This window comes from Pseudomonas zeae (assembly GCF_014268485.2).
Taxonomy (GTDB): Bacteria; Pseudomonadota; Gammaproteobacteria; order Pseudomonadales; family Pseudomonadaceae; genus Aquipseudomonas; species Aquipseudomonas neuropathica.
Window position 1 is genome coordinate 815,982 of the sequence record NZ_CP077090.1, and the last position, 17,730, is coordinate 833,711.

The 17,730-nt window shown below is 60.7% G+C and carries 14 protein-coding genes and 1 riboswitch; of the genes, 11 read left to right on the forward strand and 3 right to left on the reverse strand.

Annotation, left to right across the window (positions count from 1 at the left end; all coding sequences use genetic code 11):
• Positions 1 to 80 precede the first annotated feature (80 nt).
• Positions 81 to 1,514, reverse strand: a complete 1,434-nt coding sequence (locus HU754_RS03555; protein ID WP_093430148.1) for a TolC family outer membrane protein — start codon at positions 1,512 to 1,514, stop codon at positions 81 to 83.
• A gap of 206 nt (positions 1,515 to 1,720) precedes the next feature.
• Positions 1,721 to 1,826, forward strand: a riboswitch (TPP riboswitch).
• Between the two features lie 146 nt (positions 1,827 to 1,972).
• Between HU754_RS03555 and thiC the strand changes: the two genes are divergently transcribed.
• A complete protein-coding gene (gene thiC, locus HU754_RS03560) occupies positions 1,973 to 3,862 on the forward strand; it encodes a phosphomethylpyrimidine synthase ThiC (RefSeq protein WP_186621179.1) in 1,890 nt (629 codons plus the stop codon).
• 140 nt (positions 3,863 to 4,002) lie between these two features.
• On the forward strand, positions 4,003 to 5,295 hold the full coding sequence (gene cytX, locus HU754_RS03565) for a putative hydroxymethylpyrimidine transporter CytX (RefSeq protein WP_186621177.1): 1,293 nt from the start codon (positions 4,003 to 4,005) through the stop codon (positions 5,293 to 5,295).
• Here cytX and HU754_RS03570 read toward each other — a convergent pair.
• Positions 5,264 to 6,010, reverse strand: coding sequence for an RsiV family protein (locus tag HU754_RS03570; protein ID WP_186621175.1), 747 nt, complete (start codon positions 6,008 to 6,010; stop codon positions 5,264 to 5,266). The genes cytX and HU754_RS03570 overlap by 32 nt on opposite strands.
• Positions 6,011 to 6,238: 228 nt before the next feature.
• Here HU754_RS03570 and HU754_RS03575 point away from each other — a divergent pair, with 228 nt between their 5' ends.
• The 9 genes from HU754_RS03575 (at position 6,239) to HU754_RS03615 (ending at position 15,753) form a co-directional block, all read left to right on the forward strand.
• Positions 6,239 to 6,856 carry an NUDIX domain-containing protein gene (locus tag HU754_RS03575; RefSeq protein ID WP_093430152.1) on the forward strand — a complete coding sequence of 206 codons (618 nt, stop codon included), beginning with the start codon at positions 6,239 to 6,241 and terminating at the stop codon, positions 6,854 to 6,856.
• Positions 6,847 to 7,299 (forward strand): DUF1249 domain-containing protein, encoded by a 453-nt coding sequence (locus HU754_RS03580; protein WP_042557354.1) that lies wholly within the window; start codon positions 6,847 to 6,849, stop codon positions 7,297 to 7,299. The genes HU754_RS03575 and HU754_RS03580 overlap by 10 nt, the downstream gene beginning before the upstream one ends.
• A 99-nt stretch (positions 7,300 to 7,398) precedes the next feature.
• Positions 7,399 to 8,214, forward strand: a complete 816-nt coding sequence (gene cpdA / locus HU754_RS03585) for a 3',5'-cyclic-AMP phosphodiesterase (protein ID WP_186621173.1) — start codon at positions 7,399 to 7,401, stop codon at positions 8,212 to 8,214.
• 302 nt (positions 8,215 to 8,516) lie between these two features.
• Positions 8,517 to 9,125 (forward strand): YqiA/YcfP family alpha/beta fold hydrolase, encoded by a 609-nt coding sequence (locus HU754_RS03590; protein WP_116255780.1) that lies wholly within the window; start codon positions 8,517 to 8,519, stop codon positions 9,123 to 9,125.
• Between the two features lie 50 nt (positions 9,126 to 9,175).
• A complete protein-coding gene (gene parE, locus HU754_RS03595; RefSeq protein ID WP_095047278.1) occupies positions 9,176 to 11,083 on the forward strand; it encodes a DNA topoisomerase IV subunit B in 1,908 nt (635 codons plus the stop codon).
• A complete protein-coding gene (locus HU754_RS03600; RefSeq protein WP_099757828.1) occupies positions 11,083 to 12,072 on the forward strand; it encodes an esterase-like activity of phytase family protein in 990 nt (329 codons plus the stop codon). The genes parE and HU754_RS03600 overlap by 1 nt, the downstream gene beginning before the upstream one ends.
• Positions 12,069 to 12,593: a retropepsin-like aspartic protease family protein gene (locus tag HU754_RS03605; RefSeq protein WP_007915776.1), complete on the forward strand. Its 525-nt coding sequence runs from the start codon at positions 12,069 to 12,071 to the stop codon at positions 12,591 to 12,593. Before HU754_RS03600 ends, HU754_RS03605 begins: the two co-directional genes overlap by 4 nt.
• A 7-nt stretch (positions 12,594 to 12,600) precedes the next feature.
• The gene (gene parC / locus HU754_RS03610) at positions 12,601 to 14,865 is read left to right on the forward strand and encodes a DNA topoisomerase IV subunit A (protein WP_093430157.1); all 2,265 of its coding nucleotides are present in this window, start codon (positions 12,601 to 12,603) and stop codon (positions 14,863 to 14,865) included.
• A gap of 177 nt (positions 14,866 to 15,042) precedes the next feature.
• A complete protein-coding gene (locus HU754_RS03615) occupies positions 15,043 to 15,753 on the forward strand; it encodes a PqiC family protein (RefSeq protein WP_186621171.1) in 711 nt (236 codons plus the stop codon).
• 354 nt (positions 15,754 to 16,107) lie between these two features.
• Here the strand turns inward: HU754_RS03615 and HU754_RS03620 are convergent, their stop codons facing one another.
• Positions 16,108 to 17,613: an AhpA/YtjB family protein gene (locus tag HU754_RS03620; protein ID WP_186621169.1), complete on the reverse strand. Its 1,506-nt coding sequence runs from the start codon at positions 17,611 to 17,613 to the stop codon at positions 16,108 to 16,110.
• Positions 17,614 to 17,730 lie beyond the last annotated feature (117 nt).

Genomic DNA, 17,730 nt, shown 5'->3' on the forward strand with positions numbered 1-17,730 from the left:
TCGCAGCCTTCGGCTGCTCCTACATTGGAATACGTTTCCTGTAGGAGCTGCCGAAGGCTGCGATCTTTTGTTTTTAAGGCTTAAGGCCGGGCCTTGAGCTGCGCCTCGGCCGCTTTGGCCAGATCCGGCGGCAAGAAATCCTTGTCCGGGTTGTAGTCAGCCTTCAGATACCGCCGCAGATCTTCCAGATCCCCCGGGTTCAACGTTCCCGCCGCCTGCTTCAAGCGCAGGTTGTCGAGGATGTAGTCATAACGCGTGTTGTTGTAGTTGCGCACCGAGGTGTACAGCTGGCGCTGCGCATCGAGCACGTCGACGATGTTGCGCGTACCGACCTGATAACCGATTTCCGTGGCTTCCACTGCGCTCTGGTTGGAGATGATCGACTGGCGACGCGCCTGCACCTGCTCGACGTCGGTGTTCACCGCGCGGTGCAGGTTGCGGGTGTTCTCGACGATCTGCCGGCGCAGGGATTCGCGCTGTTGTTCGCTCTGATTCAGTTGCTCATACGACTGGCGCACTTGCGAGCTGGTCAGTCCGCCGCTGTAGATCGGGATGTTCAATTGCAGGCCGACCGTGCTCTGTTCGACATTGTCACGGTACGGCACGCCAAAGGCGTTCGGGTTGGAAAAGCCGAGGGCGTCGTTGTCACCCTTTTCGTATTTGGCTACGGCATCGAGGGTCGGCAAGTGGCCGGCCTTGCGCTGCTTGAGGGTCTGCTCGGCGGAGCTGACGGCGAAGTTGCTCGCCAGCAGATTGAGGTTCTGTTTCGCCGCAGTATCGACCCACGCCTTGGCGTCGTTCGGCGCCGGCGGCAGGATCGGCAACGTGTGGACGATGCCCTGAATCGAGTTGTACTGGCGGTTGGTCAGGGTAATCAGCGCTTCGAAGGCATCATCGACCTGACGCTGGGCAACGATGCGGTTGGCCCGTGCGGTGTCGTAGCTGGCTTGCGATTGCAGCACGTCGGTCTTGTCCGACAGGCCGACATCGAAGCGTTCGTTGGACTGGTCAAGCTGGCGCTTGAACGCGGCCTCTTCAGCTTTGGTCGAGGCGAGGTTGTCCTGGCTGCGCAGCACGTTGAAATAGCTTTCGGCCGATTGCAGGATCAGGTTCTGTTCGGTCGCCGACAGTTGCAGCGCTGCTTGCTCGTTGACGTCCTTGGCCGCCTGGTACTGGAACCAGCGATCGGCGCGGAACAACGGCTGGGCCAGAGTCGCCTGGTAGGAGTGAGCGCTGCGGTTGGCAGTGGCCGAGGGCTGATCGATCGACGTCCGCACATTGGCCACCTCAGCGCCGCCTGACAGGTTCGGCAGCAGACCGGCGCGGGCCTGTGGCACCACTTCTTTCTGTGCGCCGTACTGCGCGCGGGCTGCGGCGAGGTCGGCGTTGTTGTCGACCGCCTCCTGATAGACGCTGACCAGATCGGTTTTGGTCGACAAGGGCGCTTCTGCTGCCCAGGCCATTGCGTTGGACGCACAAGACACGGCAAGAGCCAGTGAGAGTTTGCGCAGCATGAGGCGATCCCTAGCATTAATATTATGGAAGTAATCCGGGCGCCAAAGGTAAGGCGCAGGCCCCACAGCGTCAAGGCGTGGCGGGGCAAAGCGAGTGTAGTTGCGCATTTGCCTCACAACAATCGGCCAAGCCCCTGTATTTATGCCATTCATCATGGTGTTTGCTGCGGTGTTGGCGTTCTATGCCGGTTGTGTCTAGACTGGCCGGGTTCTTGTCGGGGTGCCTTGCTATGAGGCTGAGATCGAATAATTTCGGATCCCGTTGAACCTGATCAGGTTAGCGCCTGCGTAGGGAACAAGATTTCTCGTCACCCGGCGAGTCCTCTTGTGCTTCGTCCGGGGAATTGTTCGACAATCGAACGCTCGACGACGAGGCACAGCACCGGTCCTGGTGCGTCCGTGCCTTTCAGGTTCTGCTCCGACAATCCACTGCCTGGATGCTGTCTGGAGAGCCCGTGATGACGACAAAATCAAAAAACGCGATCAACCTGAGTGACTCGGCCAAGGTCGATGAACAATCGGTCAAACCGTTCACCCGTTCGCAAAAAGTCTACGTTCAGGGCTCTCGCCCGGACATCCGCGTGCCGATGCGCGAAATCACCCTCGACGTGACGCCGACCGATTTCGGCGGCGAAATCAACGCGCCGGTGACCGTTTACGATACCTCGGGCCCCTACACCGATCCGAACGTGGTGATCGACGTGCGCAAAGGCCTGGCCGATGTGCGTTCGGCGTGGATCGATGACCGTGGCGACACCGAGCGCCTGGCGGGCCTGAGTTCCAACTTCGGTCGCGAGCGCCTCGCTGATCCGGAATTGACCAAACTGCGTTTTGCCCACGTCAATAACCCGCGCCGCGCCAAGGCCGGTGGCAATGTCACGCAGATGCACTACGCGCGTCAGGGCATCATCACGCCCGAGATGGAATTCGTCGCCATCCGCGAAAACATGAAACTTGAAGTGGCCCGCGCCGCCGGCCTGCTGGACCAACAACACCCGGGTCACAGCTTCGGCGCCAGCGTGCCGAAAATCATCACCCCGGAATTTGTCCGTGAAGAGATCGCCCGTGGCCGTGCAATCATTCCGGCCAACATCAACCACACCGAACTGGAACCGATGATCATCGGCCGTAACTTCCTGGTGAAGATCAACGGCAACATCGGCAACAGTGCCTTGGGTTCGTCCATCGAAGAGGAAGTGGCGAAACTGACCTGGGGTATTCGCTGGGGCGCGGACAACATCATGGACTTGTCCACCGGTAAGCACATTCATGAAACCCGCGAGTGGATCATCCGCAATTCGCCGGTGCCGATCGGCACGGTGCCGATCTATCAGGCACTGGAAAAAGTCGGTGGCGCGGCCGAAGACCTGACCTGGGAGCTGTTCCGCGACACGCTGATCGAGCAGGCCGAGCAGGGCGTCGACTACTTCACCATTCACGCCGGCGTGTTGCTGCGCTACGTGCCGCTGACCGCCAAACGCGTGACCGGTATCGTTTCCCGTGGTGGTTCGATCATGGCCAAGTGGTGCCTGGCGCATCACAAGGAAAACTTCGCCTACACGCATTTCGAAGAAATCTGCGAAATCATGAAAGCCTATGACGTCAGCTTCTCGCTGGGTGATGGCTTGCGTCCGGGTTCGATTGCCGACGCCAACGATGCCGCGCAATTCGGCGAACTGGAAACCCTCGGCGAACTGACCAAGATCGCCTGGAAGCACGACGTGCAAACCATGATCGAAGGCCCGGGCCACGTGCCGATGCAGTTGATCAAGGAGAACATGGACAAGCAGCTGGAGTGCTGCGACGAGGCGCCGTTCTACACCCTCGGCCCTCTGACCACCGACATCGCGCCGGGCTACGACCACATCACCTCGGGTATCGGTGCGGCAATGATCGGCTGGTTCGGTTGCGCCATGCTCTGCTACGTGACGCCTAAGGAACACCTGGGCCTGCCGAACAAGGATGACGTGAAGACCGGGATCATCACCTACAAGATCGCCGCGCACGCAGCGGACTTGGCCAAAGGGCATCCGGGTGCACAGATTCGCGACAACGCCTTGAGCAAGGCGCGCTTTGAGTTCCGTTGGGAAGACCAGTTCAACCTCGGTCTGGATCCGGACACCGCGCGTTCGTATCACGATGAAACCCTGCCGAAGGATTCGGCGAAGGTCGCGCACTTCTGTTCGATGTGCGGGCCGAAATTCTGCTCGATGAAGATCACTCAGGAAGTCCGCGAATACGCGGCCAACCAGCGGATCGACGCGGTCGACGTGGACGTCGCCAAAGGCCTGGCGGAACAGGCCGAGCGGTTCAAGAAGGAAGGCAGTCAGCTGTACAAAAAGGTTTGATCTGACCCGAGAAGGTGGGGCCTGCAAGGGCCCCTTCGCGAGCAGGCTCGCTCCCACTTTGGAATGCATTCAAGTGTGGGAGCGAGCCTGCTCGCGAATGCGATCAACACAACAACAAATGTCCCTCTGAGATAACACCCTTGAGCATTCAACCCAGCACCTATTCCCCAGATCTCGCCGTGCCCGCTGACAAGCGAGTATTCGGCGGTCGCGATCTGTTTTCCCTGTGGTTCTCCCTCGGCATCGGCCTGATGGTTTTGCAGACCGGCGCATTGCTCGCGCCAGGTCTGGGCCTGTCCGGTTCGCTGCTGGCAATTTTCCTCGGCACGCTGGTTGGCGTTTTGCTGCTGGCCGCCGTCGGCGTGATCGGCAGCGACACCGGCCTGTCGTCGATGGCCGCGCTGAAACTCAGCCTCGGCAGCAAGGGCGCGAGCCTGCCGGCGCTGCTGAATCTGCTGCAACTGATCGGTTGGGGCTCGTTCGAAATCATCGTCATGCGCGACGCCGCCAGCCTGCTCGGTACCCGCGCGTTCAGCGAAGGTTCGTTGTGGTCGAACCCGCTGTTGTGGACACTGTTTTTCGGTGCGTTGGCGACGTTGCTCGCGGTCAGCGGCCCGCTGACTTTCGTCCGGCAGATTCTGCGCAAGTGGGGCATCTGGCTGTTGCTGGCGGCGTGCCTCTGGCTGACCTGGAACCTGTTCGCCAAAGCCGATCTGGCCGATCTCTGGTCGCGTGCCGGTGACGGTTCGATGCCGTTCGCCGTGGGCTTCGACATTGCTATCGCGATGCCGCTGTCGTGGCTGCCGCTGATCGCCGATTACTCGCGTTTCGGCAAGCGCGCGAAGAATGTGTTCGGTGGCACTGCGGTCGGTTTCTTTATCGGCAACTTCTGGCTGATGAGCCTTGGCGTCGCCTACACCCTGGCCTTTGCGCCGAGCGGTGAAGTTAATGCGCTGTTACTGGCACTGGCCGGTGCCGGTCTGGGCATTCCGCTGCTGCTGATTCTGCTCGATGAGTCGGAAAATGCCTTCGCCGACATTCATTCGGCAGCGGTATCGAGCGGGATTCTGTTGCGCCTGAAAGTCGAGCATCTGGCTTTGGCCATCGGCGTGATCTGCACGCTGATCGCATTGCTGGCGCCGTTGGCGCAGTACCAGAATTTCCTGCTGTTGATCGGTTCGGTGTTTGCGCCGCTGTTCGGCGTGGTGCTGGTCGATCACTTCATCCTGCGCAAGCGCAGTGCTCAGGTCGCGTCAGCCGCGTTGCGCTGGCCGGCGTTGTTTGCGTGGCTGGGTGGCGTGAGCACCTACCACTTGCTGGCGAATCTGTATCCGGATGTCGGTGCAACCCTGCCGGCGCTGGTGCTGGCAGGGCTGTTGCAGCTAGTGCTGGGCCGGGCCTTCAGTTACGGCCGGGATACAGCTCGGGCTTGAGAATGCCGTTCAGACGCGGGTAGGGAATCTTCAGTTCGACGTGGCCCAGTGCGTAAGGCGCAATGGTGCTCACGTCGTACTTGAGGATCACACCGCCATAGGTCAGCGCCACGTTCGGGGTTTTCACGAACGGCCAGCTCTTCACAAAGTCCGCTTCCTGGTCGAGCTTGGTGCTGATCAACCAGCTGTTGTGCGCGACTTGCGCCGCTTTCCAGAATGCCTCTTCCTGACCCGGCATCAACATGTCGGACAGGTTCAGCACCTTGTGCTGCTGACGCGAATAGTTGATGAAACCGCGACCCGGGGTGCCATGCGCACCGCCGGTGTCGAGGTAGCTCGATAGTTCGATGATCACCAAGCCGTCATGCTGCTCGCGTACTTTCGCTTGCAGGTAGCTGCTGTTGCGCGGCCCTGCACTGGCCAGAAACTGCTCGCGATAGGCCGCCAGGGTTGGCGCCACCGGGGCGTTTTTCTCGGTGCGGGTCATTTGCAGCAGGCGTTTTTCGATAATGCCGTCCAGCGCAGGTTCGGCCGGGAAGCGCAGGGTGTCGATGTTCACCAGCGGGCAATCAGGGTTGGAACATCCAGGCTTAAGTTGTTCCGACGCATCGCGGGTGGTTTCCAGCGGTGTGCGGTAGTTGGGCTGGAACAGGCTTGCGCACGCGCCGAGGGTCAGGGCGATGGCGGCCACGGAGGCAATTTTGAAAAGCGACATGGGCGTCCTTTCGAAAGCAGGGGAAGGCAAAAAGATATCCGCTTCGACTCTCGCAGAAGCAGTCAGTTCGCCACTAAGCTAATTAGAGTGGGTTTCGCCTCCACCGTCCATCCCGCTGACGGTAAAGGGGCTGCATCAAACCGTTCGGGCGCGTTAGGATGGCGCGAAGTCGAGGTTGCTAGTCACCAACAGCAACCTCGTAATGGATCTGCAGTAAAGAGGATGCTCATGACTGATTTTGCCAACGCCATTCCGACCACCGTCGACGTCGTGCGACGCGAGCGCTGCTACGAGGGTTTTTACAAACTCGATCGTTTGCACCTGCGCCATGAATTGTTCGCCGGTGGCATGAGCCGCGAGATCAACCGTGAAGTGTTTGTGCGTCACGATGCCGTGTGCATGTTGCCCTACGATCCACAGCGCGACGAAGTGGTGTTGATCGAGCAGTTCCGCGTCGGCGCCATGGGCAAGACCGACAATCCGTGGCTGGTCGAACTGGTCGCTGGTCTGATCGACAAGGATGAGCAACCGGAAGAAGTTGCTCACCGCGAGGCGCAGGAGGAAGCTGGGCTGGACATCAAGGCCCTGTGGCCGATGACCAAATATTTCCCGTCGCCGGGCGGCAGTAACGAGTTTGTGCATTTGTATCTGGGGCGTTGCAGCACCGAAGGCGTTGGCGGCCTGCATGGCCTGGAAGAAGAGGCAGAAGATATCCGCGTCACGGTCTGGGCCTTTGAAGATGCCTTGCAGGCCGTTCGTGACGGTCGCATTGCCAACGCGGCGAGCATCATCGCCTTGCAGTGGCTGGCGCTGAACCGCGCCGAAGTGAGGGGGTTATGGTCGTAAACAAGCTGCGCGATCGTTATCGAGTCGACCTCGTGGGGCTGCAAGCCGCCTGCGAGGCCAACTACGCGCGCCTGATGCGACTGGTCCCGGACATGCGCAACGAACCCGAGGCGCGGCGCATCGCCGTCACTCAGGGCGAGCAGATGCTCGGCGTGCTGGCCCTCGAAGTGCTGCAAACCTGCCCGTACACCACCACTTTGCAAGTGCGCCAGGAACACAGCCTGCCATGGCTGCCGGTGCCGCAACTGGAAGTCCAGGTCTACCACGATGCGCGCATGGCCGAAGTGATCAGCGCCGAACACGCACGACGCTTTCGCGGCATCTATCCTTACCCGAACGCGGCGATGCATCAGCCGGATGAAAAGGCTCAGCTCAATCTGTTCCTGGGGGAATGGCTGAGTCACTGTCTGGCGTTGGGGCATGAGTACGAAGTCGTACGCTAGTTGTGAACTGCGTCCGGTTCGGCGGTTTCCTCTTTCACTGATCCCCCAGCATAATTGCGGCACTTGATCGATTCCGTGCTTTTGCCTTGGGAGAGCGCCTTGCCGAGCGTATCCACGTTGACCTCCGCCGATACGGCGCTGCTGGTGCAGTTGTCCGACAGCCATCTGTTTGCTGAAACGGACGGCACGCTGCTGGGCATGAACACCCGTGAAAGCCTGCAAAAGGTCATCGAATTGGTGCTGGAACAACAGCCGCAGATCGATCTGATTCTGGCCACTGGCGATATTTCGCAGGACGGCACGCTGGAGTCGTACCAGCAGTTTCGCCAGATGAGCGCGCAGATCGCTGCCCCGGCGCGCTGGATTCCCGGCAACCACGACGAACCGATGATCATGGCCCAGGCCGCTGTGCAGAGTGCCTTGCTGGAATCGGTGGTCGATATCGGTAACTGGCGGGTGACTTTGCTGGATTCGGCGGTGCCGGGTTCGGTGCCGGGGTTTCTGCAGGACGATCAATTGCAACTGCTGGCCCGCTCGCTGAGCGAAGCGCCGGAGCGCCATCATCTGGTGTGCTTTCACCATCATCCGGTGTCGATTGGTTGTGCGTGGATGGAGCCGATCGGTTTGCGCAATCCCGAGGCATTTTTCGAAGTGCTGGATCGTTTTCCGCAGGCCCGGGCGGTGTTGTGGGGGCATGTGCATCAGGAGATTGACCGTGAGCGCAATGGCGTGCGGTTGATGGCTTCGCCTTCGACGTGCATTCAGTTTGAGCCGGGGAGTGTGGACTTTAAGGTGGGTGAACAGGCGCCGGGGTATCGCTGGTTGCGGTTGTTGCCGGATGGGCGGTTGGAGACCGGGGTTGAACGCGTCAGCGATTTTGCCTTCACGGTTGATTACGGCTCCAACGGCTATTGAGCGACAAATCATAGCCCTCATCGGAACGCCGCCCGCCCAGCCCTCTCCCGGAGGGAGAGGGAGCCGACCGAGGTGTCTGACGTTATCCATCGACCTGAAAGAATGTGTCGATTATGGATTCGCTGAAGCTCGCTCAAGTCGGTGTAGCTCTTGAATACCCCCCATTCAGTCCCCTCTCCCTTTGGGAGAGAGCTAGGGTGAGGGCCGCCCCTGCTGAATGACCAATTTCTCGAAACCACCCCCAATCCGCGCTTCTCTCCCTGTAAACTCCGCAAACCCAAACCGACACCCAGGGAGCTCAAATGTCCGGTTCGATCCTCTATATCCACGGTTTCAACAGCGCTCCGGCCTCGAAAAAGGCCTGTCAGCTGGTCTCCGTGATGGAGCAGCTGGGTTTGAGCGACAAATTGCGTGTCCCGGCCCTGCATCATCACCCGCGCGAAGCCATCGGTCAGTTGGAACAAGCGATTGCCGAACTGGGCAGCCCGCTGCTGGTGGGAAGCTCACTCGGCGGCTACTATGCGACTCACCTGGCCGAGCGCCATGGCCTGAAAGCCCTGCTGGTCAACCCGGCGGTCAGCCCGCACCGGATGTTCGACGGCTATCTGGGCCCACAGAAAAACCTGTATACCGATGAAACCTGGGAATTGACCCACGACCACGTCACGGCCCTGGCCGAACTGGAAGTGCCGGCGCCTCAGGATGCGCAGCGCTATCAGGTGTGGTTGCAGACCGGCGATGAAACACTGGACTATCGCCTCGCCCAGCAGTATTACCGCGCCTGCGCCTTGCGTATTCAGGCCGGCGGCGACCACAGTTTTCAGGGTTTCGCCGGGCAATTGCCGGCGTTGCTGAGTTTTGCCGGCATTGGCGCCGATTTGTATCAGGCCATCGATTTCTCCGCATTGTGAGCTGTGGCCCCATGAATTCTTTTTTCACCGAACATTGACGACGAGACCCTATGGCCACTCCCAGCGCTAGCTCTTATAACGCCGACGCCATCGAAGTCCTCTCGGGCCTCGACCCGGTGCGCAAACGCCCCGGCATGTACACCGACACCAGTCGGCCGAACCACCTCGCCCAGGAAGTGATCGACAACAGTGTCGACGAAGCCCTGGCGGGTCACGCCAAATCGGTACAGGTCATCCTCCATGCCGACCACTCGCTGGAAGTCAGCGACGACGGTCGCGGCATGCCGGTCGACATTCACCCGGAAGAGGGCGTGTCGGGTGTCGAGCTGATCCTCACCAAGCTCCACGCGGGCGGCAAGTTTTCCAACAAGAACTACCAGTTCTCCGGCGGTCTGCACGGCGTGGGTATTTCCGTGGTCAACGCCTTGTCGACCGAAGTCCGTGTGCGCGTAAAACGTGACGGCAACGAATACCAGATGACCTTCAACGACGGTTTCAAAGCCTCGGAACTGGAAATCGTCGGCACCGTCGGCAAGCGCAACACCGGCACCAGCGTCTATTTCGCGCCGGACCCGAAATACTTCGATTCACCGAAATTCTCCATCAGCCGCCTCAAGCACGTGCTCAAGGCCAAGGCTGTGCTGTGCCCGGGGCTGCTGGTCAGCTTCGAAGACAAAGGCACCGGCGAGAAAGTCGAGTGGCATTACGAAGATGGCCTGCGCTCGTATCTGGTCGACGCCGTCAGCGAATTCGAACGCCTGCCGGACGAGCCGTTCTGCGGCGCTTTCGCCGGTAATAAAGAAGCCGTCGACTGGGCCCTGCTGTGGCTGCCGGAAGGTGGCGACGCGGTGCAGGAAAGCTACGTCAACCTGATCCCGACGGCGCAGGGCGGTACTCACGTCAACGGTCTGCGTCAGGGCCTGCTTGATGCGATGCGCGAGTTCTGCGAATTCCGCAGCCTGCTGCCACGCGGCGTCAAGCTGGCGCCGGAAGACGTCTGGGAGCGCATCGCGTTCGTCCTGTCGATGAAGATGCAGGAGCCGCAATTCTCCGGCCAGACCAAAGAGCGTCTGTCATCGCGTGAAGCGGCGGCGTTCGTCTCCGGTGTGGTCAAGGATGCGTTCAGCCTGTGGCTCAACGCCAACCCGGAAACCGGTCTGGCCCTGGCGGAACTGGCGATCAACAACGCCGGTCGTCGTCTTAAGGCCAGCAAGAAAGTCGAGCGTAAACGTGTGACTCAGGGGCCAGCATTGCCGGGCAAACTGGCGGACTGCGCCGGGCAGGACCCGATGCGTTCAGAGCTGTTCCTCGTCGAAGGTGATTCCGCTGGTGGTTCCGCCAAGCAAGCGCGGGACAAAGAGTTCCAGGCGATCCTGCCGTTGCGCGGCAAGATCCTCAACACCTGGGAAGTCGACGGCAGCGAAGTACTCGCCAGCCAGGAAGTGCACAACATCGCCGTGGCCATCGGTGTCGATCCGGGTGCGGCGGACATGAGCCAGCTGCGCTACGGCAAGATCTGCATCCTTGCCGACGCCGACTCCGACGGTCTGCACATCGCAACGCTGCTCTGCGCCTTGTTCGTCCAGCATTTCCGCCCGCTGGTGGATGCCGGTCACGTCTACGTGGCGATGCCGCCGCTGTACCGCATCGACCTGGGCAAAGAAATCTACTACGCCCTCGACGAAGCCGAGCGCGACGGCATTCTCGACCGTCTGGTCGCCGAGAAGAAACGCGGCAAACCCCAGGTCACCCGATTCAAAGGTCTGGGTGAAATGAACCCGCCGCAGCTGCGTGAGACCACCATGGACCCGAACACTCGGCGCCTGGTGCAACTGACACTGGGCGAAGACTTCGCTGAAACCTCGGAAATGATGGACATGCTGCTGGCGAAGAAACGCGCCGGTGACCGCAAGACCTGGCTCGAATCCAAAGGCAACCTCGCCGAGGTGCTGGCCTGATGCGGTTTGGCTGGGCCTTGGCGGGTGCGTTGCTGCTGAGTGCGATGAGCGTGTCGGCCGAGCCGTTGCAGGAATTGCGCGTGCTCTCCGAACACCCGGTCGACGGCATGCGTGGCGGTAACCTGTCGGGGCTGGCCATGTGTGGCAGCGAGTTGTGGACGGTGTCGGACCGCGATGACGATCAGATCTATCGGCTCAATACCGCCGATCAGGTCTGGCAGGCCGAAGCCTTGCACATCGACGTGCCCCTGGTGCCGGAGACCGGTCTGCCGTGGGGGTTGCGCTCGCGCAACTGGGCCGCATCGTTCGTGCGCGGTGGCGACCTGGATTTCGAAGGCATCAGTTGCGACAGTGCCGGCAATCGCTACATTGTCAGCGAGGGCCATGCGGCAGTCTTGCAGGTGCCCGTCAGCGGCCCGGTCAACTGGCTGAAGATCTCGCCGATGATGGTTCGCGAAGCACGGGCCAGCGGCATGCTCCTGCATTTCAATGCGATCTTCGAGGGCTTGGCGATCAATCCGGCGGGCGATCAGATGTGGCTGGCTGCCGAACGGCAAAGCCGTGGCTTGCTGCTGATCAAGCGCCAGCAGACGGTGTGGGATTGCGACGGTCGTTGCGTGCTGCTCAGCGAGGGCGGTAAGGAAATGCAGCCGCCGCAGTTCCCGAAGGCCAGAGCGGTCGACCGGGACTTTTCCGACCTTTCATTGTTTAACGGCAAATTGTTTACCCTTGAGCGCAACGCCTTTCAGATTTGTCGGCGCGATGCGCAGACCGCCAAGGTGGAACGTTGCTGGTCTTACGCCGCTGAATTGTTGCAGGCCAACCGCCGTTATTCGCAGAACTTCGGGCTGGAAGAGGCGCTGATCGTCGACGCTGATGGTGCGTGGGTCGGCGTCGACAATAATTTCGGCCCGCGGGCCGACGGTGAGGTTCGACCGATCGTCTGGCGCTTCGCCGCGCCTGACGGTGGCTGGAGCGCCAAGCCTTGAGCCAGCAACCCCCGGGCAAGCGCGCCGGTCGGGTGCTGATGATTCTGGCATGGTGCGCGGCGCTGTTTCTGGCGACGCGGTTTTTTGGCCAGTGGGAGCAACGCCAGCAGAATCCGAACGTCGTGGTCAGTTCGGAGCAGGGCGAAGGGTTTATCGAGGTGAAGCTGGCCGGCAATGCCCAAGGGCATTTTGTCGCCAGCGGTCAGATCAACGGCGAACCGGTCGAGTTCATGCTCGACACCGGCGCAACCGATGTGGCGATCCCGGCGGATCTTGCCAAGCGTTTGAAGCTGGAGGAAGGTTTCGGTGTGACCCTGAGCACGGCCAATGGCCTGAGCCAGGGCTATCGAACCAAAATCGACCGCCTGCAACTCGGTGACATCGTGCTGCGCGACGTCCGCGCACTGGTGGCGCCGGGGCTGCATGGCGATCAGGTGCTGCTCGGCATGAGCGCCCTGAACAAACTTGAATTTACTCAGCGCGGTGGCACCATGCTGCTGCGCCAGACAACGAACCGATGAGGCCTGCATGAGCAACCCCCTTGATCTCAGCCTGGACGGTGTAGAACGCCGCTCGTTGGCCGACTTCACCGAAAGTGCCTACCTCAACTACTCCATGTACGTGATCATGGACCGTGCTCTGCCGCATATCGGCGACGGCCTGAAACCGGTACAGCGGCGTATCGTCTACGCCATGAGCGAGCTGGGGCTGGACGCCGACTCCAAGCACAAGAAATCGGCGCGTACCGTCGGTGACGTGCTCGGTAAATTCCACCCGCACGGTGACTCGGCGTGCTACGAAGCGATGGTGCTGATGGCGCAGCCTTTCAGCTATCGCTACACGCTGGTCGACGGTCAGGGTAACTGGGGTGCGCCGGACGATCCGAAGTCCTTCGCCGCCATGCGTTACACCGAAGCACGTCTGTCGCGGTATTCCGAAGTGCTGCTCAGCGAGCTCGGCCAGGGCACTGCCGACTGGGGCCCGAACTTCGACGGCACCTTACAAGAGCCGTTGGTGCTGCCGGCGCGTCTGCCGAACATCCTGCTCAACGGCACCACCGGCATTGCCGTGGGCATGGCCACCGACGTGCCGCCGCACAACCTGCGTGAAGTCGCCACCGCTTGCGTGCGTCTGCTCGATGAGCCGAAAGCCACGGTCGAGCAGCTCTGCGAACACATTCAGGGTCCGGACTATCCGACCGAAGCGGAAATCATCACGCCGCGCGCCGACTTGCTGAAGATGTACGAAACCGGCAAGGGCTCGGTGCGCATGCGCGCCGTGTACCACGTCGAGGACGGCGACATCATCGTCACCGCGCTGCCGCATCAGGTGTCCGGCGCCAAGGTGCTGGAGCAGATCGCCGCGCTGATGCAGGCCAAGCCGTCGAAAGCCCCGCAGATCGCTGACCTGCGCGACGAATCCGACCACGAAAATCCGTGCCGCATCGTGATCATTCCGGTCAACAGCCGCGTCGATCATGAAGCGCTGATGCAGCACTTGTTCGCCAGCACCGAGCTGGAGTCGACCTACCGGGTCAACGTCAACATCATCGGTCTGGACGGCAAGCCGCAGCTGAAAAACCTGCGAGCGCTGCTGGTCGAGTGGCTGGAATTCCGCGTGCTGACCGTACGTCGCCGCCTGCAATTCCGCCTCGACAAGGTCGAGCGTCGTCTGCACCTGTTGGACGGTTTGCTGATCGCCTACCTCAACCTGGATGAAGTGATTCACATCATCCGTACCGAGGAGCATCCGAAGGCCAAGCTGATCGAGCGTTTCGCCCTCAGTGAGATTCAGGCCGACTACATCCTCGACACCCGTCTGCGTCAGTTGGCGCGACTGGAAGAGATGAAGCTGCGCGACGAGCAGGACGAACTGCTCAAGGAGCAAGCCAAGCTGCAAGCCCTGCTGGGCAGTGAAGCCAAGCTGAAGAAGCTGGTGCGCACCGAACTGTTGAAAGACGCCGAAACCTACGGCGATGACCGTCGGTCGCCAATCGTCGAGCGCGCTGAAGCCAAGGCGCTGACCGAACACGATCTGCTGCCGAACGAAAAAGTCACCGTGGTGCTGTCTGAAAAAGGCTGGATCCGTTCGGCCAAAGGTCATGACATCGACGCCACCGGCCTGTCGTACAAGGCCGGCGACGGCTTCAAGACCTCGGCAGCGGGGCGCTCCAACCAGTTTGCGGTGTTTATCGACTCGACTGGCCGCAGCTACTCGGTGGCCGCGCACACCCTGCCATCGGCTCGGGGCCAGGGCGAGCCGTTGACCGGTCGTCTGACGCCACCGCCCGGCGCGAGCTTCGAATGCGTGCTGATGCCGGAAGACGACGCGTTGTACGTGATCGCTTCCGACGCCGGTTACGGTTTTGTGGTCAAGGGCGAAGACCTGCAAGCCAAGAACAAGGCCGGTAAAGCCCTGTTGAGTCTGCCGAACAACGCCAAAGTCATCGCGCCGCGTCCGGTGGCCGATCGTGAGCACAACTGGCTGGCTTCGGTCACGACCGAAGGTCGCCTGCTGATCTTCAAAATCAGCGATCTGCCACAATTAGGTAAGGGCAAAGGTAACAAGATCATCGGTATTTCCGGTGAGCGTGTGGCCAGTCGCGAAGAATATGTCACGGACATCGCCGTCCTTCCGGAAGGCGCCACCTTGGTGCTGCAGGCCGGAAAACGCACCCTGTCGCTGAAGGCCGATGACCTCGAACACTACAAAGGTGAGCGTGGGCGTCGTGGCAATAAGCTGCCAAGGGGCTTCCAGAGAGTGGATGCGCTGCTCGTCGAAAACCTCAATTAGGCGCCCTAGAGCGTTGGATCTACGATTTAACGCGTAGATCGACGCTTTGGCGCTGGAGTCGGAACGCATATTCACGGATGATATGGCCTTTCCAAGCGCCGGCGTGGCCGAGCGTTCTTCATATTTATTGAGTATTTTCACTGTGGTCAGCCTTGTGGCGGCCACCTGGACGGGATGATGACTGCTCTGCGCCCCCTTATTTTCCTGCTCGCCGGCGTTTTGGGCCTGGCGGGTTGCAGCGTTCACCAGCCGGTGTCGCTGTATCAACTGGACAGCGGAAGTCCGGTTCAGCCTGCGCAAAGCGCGGGCATGGCGGTTCTTTTGGGTCCGGTAGTCGTAGCCGATTACCTGCAACGTGAGACATTGCTGCAACGTCAACCCGATGGCAGCCTGCAAGCAGCGACAGACGGTCGTTGGGCTGGCAGCCTTTCGTCGGATATCGATCAGTTGCTGATGCGTCAGGTTGCTGGCCATCTGGACAGCCAGCGTGTAGTGCTGGCACCGGCCACTACGGGGTTCACTCCGGATGTGCAGGTGTTGCTGACCATCACGCGTCTGGACTCTGGCCAGAAACAACCGGCGATTCTCGATGCTCAATGGCGTCTGATTGATCGTCGTGGTCAGGTGCGCGATAACCGCATCGTTCATCTGCAAGAGCTGCATGCCGGCAGTACCGCTTCGCAGGTTCAGGCCCAGGGCATTTTGCTGCAGCGTCTGGCCGAGCAATTGTCGGTAGCGCTCAAGCCGTTGGCCAATCAGCCACCGGTGGCCGAGGCACCGCGTAAAGCGGCACCGAAACCGGCAGCGCCGGCGGCGGAAGCCGAGAAGCAGCCGAAGATTCCGATGGCATCGCCGATTCGGACAGATATGGAAGTGTTCCGCTTCTAAGCTGGATCGAGTCAGAACAGAGCCCGCCTTGTGCGGGCTTTGTTGTGTCTGGGGTTCTGCGCGAAAGATCAAAAGCCCCTCACCCCAGCCCTCTCCCTGAGGGAGAGGGGGCCGACCGAGATGTCTGGCGCCATGCATCGACCTGAACGATCCTGGCGGTTATGGATTCAAAGCAGGACGTGCAGGTCGGTGTATTCCGGCAATAATCCCGGATCGGTCCCCTCTCCCTGTGGGAGAGGGCTAGGGTGAGGGGCTTTTCAGGGTGCTTGCAATCTCGATAACACCGGCCACAAAAAAGCCCGCAGACAATCACTCGTCTGCGGGCTTCTGTGTTTCTGACTTAAGGCCTAAGGCTTACGCCCGACGCTCATGCATCCGCGCCAGTTGCCGTTCCAGCATCGACGGATATGGCTCCATCAACCGCTCCACGCAGCAAGCGCCTTCAGGGCTGGCGATCGGCCGGATCCGCGCACGCTGACGAATCAGTGCATCGTCACTGATCTTGCGTTCGACCAGCAACAGGTTGCGGCTGTGCTGCGACAAGGCCAGCGCATCCTGCGCCGAATCGGTCAGCAGCAGATCAATCTGACTCAAGCCGAACAACTCATCGCCCAGGGTCAGGCCCAGCTGCAGTTGCAGGGTGATGCCGCTGTCTGCGACTTCAATCTGCAACTGATGACCCAAGGCCCGCAGCAACTCGCCGCAGCAGATTGCGTTGGTCAGGTAATCGTCACCGCTGTCTTCGGTGTGGAAGAGCATCAGCGTGCTGCCGTCGTTGAGGGTTTCGATTTCACCCTGATACAGCGAAGCAGCCTGATCGAGGCAGTCACGATAACGCTCCTGCAATTCTTCCAGACGTGCCCGCGGCAAGCGGCGCAGTTGTTCCTGTGAGCCCAGTTGTACCGCCAGCACAGCGCTGTGTTGTGGCACGCTCGGAGTAGCCTTGCGGGCGACCGGTTGTGGGGCAACGTCCAGCGATTCATCGCGCAGATCAGCGAACGCGTCATCGTCATCATCGTCTTCGACGGTGCTGACCAGATGTCGCGGTGCAGGCTTCTGCGCGGCCATCGGACGGGTTTCGTCGAAACTCGGATCACGCAAGTTGCGCACCTCGAATTCCGGCTCGTCCTCTTCGTCCTCGAACTCAGGCTCCGGTTCCGGTGCAGGCTCTGGCGCGTAGTTGGCGTGCAGCTGACGCGCCAGATCGCCGATTTCATCCTGACGATCAATGCCCGGCGTGTGTTCGTCGATGCGTCGCAACCAGACACGCAATTGCAGCAACGGCGTCGACAGATAGCGGCCCATGCGCAGGCTCAGGGCCAGCGACAGCGCCAACAGGATCCCGCTGAGAATGCCCATGCTTTGCAGGCTGATGGTCATCGGCTGCTGGAACTGATCCATGTCCAGGCTGATGCGCAGTTGCCCGGCAGTCACGTCCTGGAACGTGATCTTGCTCTCGTACATGCCCTCGGCTTCGCCCAGCAGGCTGTGCTTGGGCCGCTGACCGGACTCGGCGAGGATGCGGTTATCCACGCTGTAGATCGCCGCGTGGGCCACCAGTTTGTTCTTGGTCAGATTGTTGAGCAGCACGTTGAGGCTGAGGATGTCGTTGGACACCAACAGCTCGGTGGCCGAGGTCGCGGTCTGCGTGGTCAGGCTTTCGCCCAGCGCATCGGCCTGCTGGTGCATGGCCTGCTTGAATTGCAAACCCATCACGCCGGCATAGATCACCAGGGCCAGAGCGACCAGGATCACGTTATGGCTGGCAATGCGCAATGCAATCGGTACACGGCGGTGGCGCAGTGCACGGAAGATCAGCAGGAAGAAGTTATCGGTTTTAACTGGCGTGGGCCGGTTCACTGAGCTCGGCTCTTTTGTCCGTGAAGTTGACGCGCAGTATAGCGACAGGCCCTAGACCGGCAAAGCGCTCGCGGTGCCCGATGGTCACTGAAAGTGGGTAGAATGCGGTTTTTTTCC